Genomic DNA, 3044 nt, shown 5'->3' on the forward strand with positions numbered 1-3044 from the left:
CGCTGCCGCCGCCTTCTTCGATCAGAGCCTTGATGGTGTCGTTCAGCGCTTCGGCCTGTTGCGCCGAGATATCCTGGCGCGTCATGACCGTGTGCTCGTAAAGAGCCATGCGGTAGTCTCCCTTGTGGGCATCGGCGTGAAAGGGACCGGGTAGTCCTGTCCACGATGGCTCCTGAAGCGGCGGCCGGGATGACTTCCCGAACCCTTTGGCGTTCCGCAACAGGACCGAAGCCCTGGAAAGGCGGCGCGTATAGGCGAAAAAGCCCGCCAGAGCAAGGACGGAGCCGGGGCGGGGCCAGGTTGAGCGACCGGCGTTGCCAAGCGGGGCCGAAGCAGAGGAGGGTTTTCGCCTGATCGGAGACGCCGCATGACCTCGACCGAGCCGAACGCCGCCCTGAAAAGGCGCTGGTCCCTGATCGGGCCGGGCATTGTCGTGGCGGCGACGGGCGTGGGGGCGGGGGACCTGGTGGCGACCCTGATCGCCGGCTCGCGCTTCGGCTACGCCCTCTTGTGGGCCGCTATTGTGGGGACGGTGCTGAAGATCGCGCTGGCCGAGGCCGTGGGGCGCTGGACCCTTGCCAGCGAGCGGACGATCTTCGAGGGCTGGTCCAGTCTGGGGCGGGGGCTGCTGCCCGGCGTCGTCGGCGGGCGGCTGAACTGGGCCGGGCTCTATTTCGGCCTCTATGTCGTCATCTGGGGCTTTGTCTACGGAGCGGCGGCCATGACGGCGACGGCCCTGCCGCTGGCGGCCCTGTTCCCGGCGTTGGACCTGAAGGCCTGGGGCATGCTGAGCGGCGTCATCGGGCTGACCTTCGTCTGGTTCGGCGGCTACGGCCTGTTCGAAAAGGTGATGATGGCCTGCGTCGGGGTGATGTTCGTCACCGTGGTCGGTCTGGCGGTGCTGGTCACGCCCGACATTCCGGCCCTGCTGACGGGCCTATGGCCGACCCTGCCGCAGGGGTCGGTCTTCTATACCCTGGGCCTGATCGGCGGGGTGGGGGGGACCATCACCATGGCGGCCTATGGCTATTGGCTGAACGCCAAGGGCTGGCAGGGGGCGGGCTGGATGGCGGTGATGCGGCTGGACAACCGGGTCGCCTATGTCGTCACCGGGGTCTTCGTCGTGGCCATGCTGGTCGTCGGGGCCGAGTTGCTGCACGCGGCGGGCATCGCCCTGCAAGGGGGCGATCGGGGGCTGCTAGACTTGGATCAGGTGCTGCGCGAGCGGTTCGGGCGTCCCATCTCCATTCTCTTCCTGGTCGGCTTCTGGGCCACCAGCTTCTCCAGCCTGTTGGGCGTCTGGCAGGGCGTCAGCCTGATGTTCGCCGACTTCACATCCCATGTGCGGGGCAGGGCAGGCGAGGCGACAGTGCGCGGCGACAAGAGCCGGGCCTTTCGCGCCTACGCCCTGTGGCTGACCTTCCCGCCGATGGCCCTGCTGTTCATGGAGCGGCCGTTCGGCCTGATCGTGGCCTATGGGGTGCTGGGCAGCCTGTTCATGCCCTTCCTGGCCGGGACCCTGTTGTGGCTGTTGAACAGCGACCGCGTGCCGAGGGAATGGCGCAGTCACGGCCTGTCGAACGCCATGCTGGGCGCGGCGGCCCTGCTGTTCGCCGTTCTGGCGGGCAAGGAGCTGATCGGCCTGTTCTGACGCCGCCTGTCAGCGCCTGCTTGCCGTAGGGGAGGGTTTCGCCTACCCCTCGGCCCCTTGAATCAACGGACCACGGATCGTTCCCCTATGACCCTCGCGCTTCTCTTCCCCGGTCAGGGCAGCCAGAGCGTCGGCATGGGCGCCGCCCTGGCGGACGCCTTCGCCAGCGCACGCGACGTCTTCGCCGAGGTTGATGACGCGCTGAACCAGAAACTGTTCGACCTGATGCGCGAAGGGCCGGAAGACCAGCTGACCCTGACCGAGAACGCCCAGCCGGCCCTGATGGCCGTCTCCGCCGCGGCGGCGCGGGTGCTGAAGGTCGAGTTCGGCGTGGACGTGACCAAGGCCGGCTTTGTCGCCGGTCACTCGCTGGGCGAATACTCGGCTCTGGCCGCGGTCGGCGCGATCAGCCTGTCGGACACGGCGCGCCTGCTGAAGCTGCGCGGCCAGGCCATGCAGCGCGCCGTGCCGGTGGGCAAGGGCGCGATGGCCTCGCTGATCGGACCCAAGACCGACCTGACCCTGGCGGAAGAAGCGGCCAAGGCCGGCTCGGAAGTCGGCGTCTGCGTCGTCGCCAACGACAACAACAACGGCAACGTCGTCATCTCGGGCGACAAGGCCGCTGTGGACCGCGCCATCGAGAAGGCCAAGGAACTGGGCGCGCGCGCCATTCCGCTGAACGTCTCGGCGCCCTTCCACTGCCCGCTGATGCAGCCCGCCGCCGATGAGATGGCCGCCGCTCTGGCCGACGCCAAGATCGTCGCCCCGGCCGTGCCGGTGGTCGCCAACGTCACCGCCCGCCCGGAAACGGACGCCGAGGTGATCCGCCGTCTGCTGGTCGAGCAGGTCACGGGCCGCGTGCGCTGGCGCGAGAGCATGGAGTGGATGGCGACTGAAGGCGGCGTGACCCGCTTCGTCGAGGTCGGCTCTGGCAAGGTCCTGACCGGCATGGCCAAGCGCATCGCGCCCGACGCCGAGAGCCTGGCGCTGAACACGCCGGAAGACCTCGAAGCGTTCGCGACGTCGCTCTGATTTCATAGGGATAGAAACAATGTTCAACCTTTCGGGAAAGATCGCCCTGGTGACCGGCGCGACCGGCGGCATCGGCGGGGCCATTGCGCGCTCGCTGCACGCCCAGGGCGCGACGGTGGTGCTGTCGGGCACGCGTGAAGCGGTGCTGGCTGATCTGGCCAAGGAGCTGGGCGCCAATGGCGAGGGACGAGCCTTCTTCGCCGCCGCCAACCTGTCGGACCCGGAATCGGTCGACGGTCTGGTCGCTCGCGCCGAGGAAGCCGCCGGCGGTCCGCTGGACATCCTGGTCGCCAACGCCGGCATCACCAAGGACGGCCTGCTGATGCGGATGAAGGACGAGGACTTCCAGTCCGTCATCCAG

The 3044-nt window shown here is 68.4% G+C and carries 3 protein-coding genes and 1 pseudogene; 3 read left to right on the forward strand and 1 reads right to left on the reverse strand.

Going from position 1 to position 3044, the window contains the following annotated elements; translation table 11 throughout:
- A pseudogene (locus tag VGE49_RS12340) lies at window positions 1–109 on the reverse strand (30S ribosomal protein S6); the annotation flags it as partial.
- 258 nt (window positions 110–367) lie between these two features.
- Here VGE49_RS12340 and VGE49_RS12345 point away from each other — a divergent pair.
- From VGE49_RS12345 to VGE49_RS12355, 3 genes are all read left to right on the forward strand, one after another.
- Window positions 368–1651 carry an Nramp family divalent metal transporter gene (locus VGE49_RS12345; RefSeq protein WP_331034844.1) on the forward strand — a complete coding sequence of 428 codons (1284 nt, stop codon included), beginning with the start codon at window positions 368–370 and terminating at the stop codon, window positions 1649–1651.
- Window positions 1652–1738: 87 nt separating this feature from the next.
- Window positions 1739–2683 (forward strand): ACP S-malonyltransferase, encoded by a 945-nt coding sequence (fabD, locus tag VGE49_RS12350; protein WP_331034845.1) that lies wholly within the window; start codon window positions 1739–1741, stop codon window positions 2681–2683.
- 19 nt (window positions 2684–2702) lie between these two features.
- A partial coding sequence (locus VGE49_RS12355; RefSeq protein WP_331034846.1) for an SDR family NAD(P)-dependent oxidoreductase occupies window positions 2703–3044 on the forward strand: 342 nt, incomplete at its 3' end.

Source organism: Brevundimonas sp., from assembly GCF_036405315.1.
Lineage (GTDB): Bacteria > Pseudomonadota > Alphaproteobacteria > Caulobacterales > Caulobacteraceae > Brevundimonas.

Excerpts from the sequence above, each read along its gene's own strand:
- VGE49_RS12345 (WP_331034844.1), top strand. The coding sequence starts at position 368 with ATGACCTCGACCGAGCCGAACGCCGCCCTGAAAAGGCGCTGGTCCCTG.
- fabD (WP_331034845.1), top strand. The coding sequence starts at position 1,739 with ATGACCCTCGCGCTTCTCTTCCCCGGTCAGGGCAGCCAGAGCGTCGGC.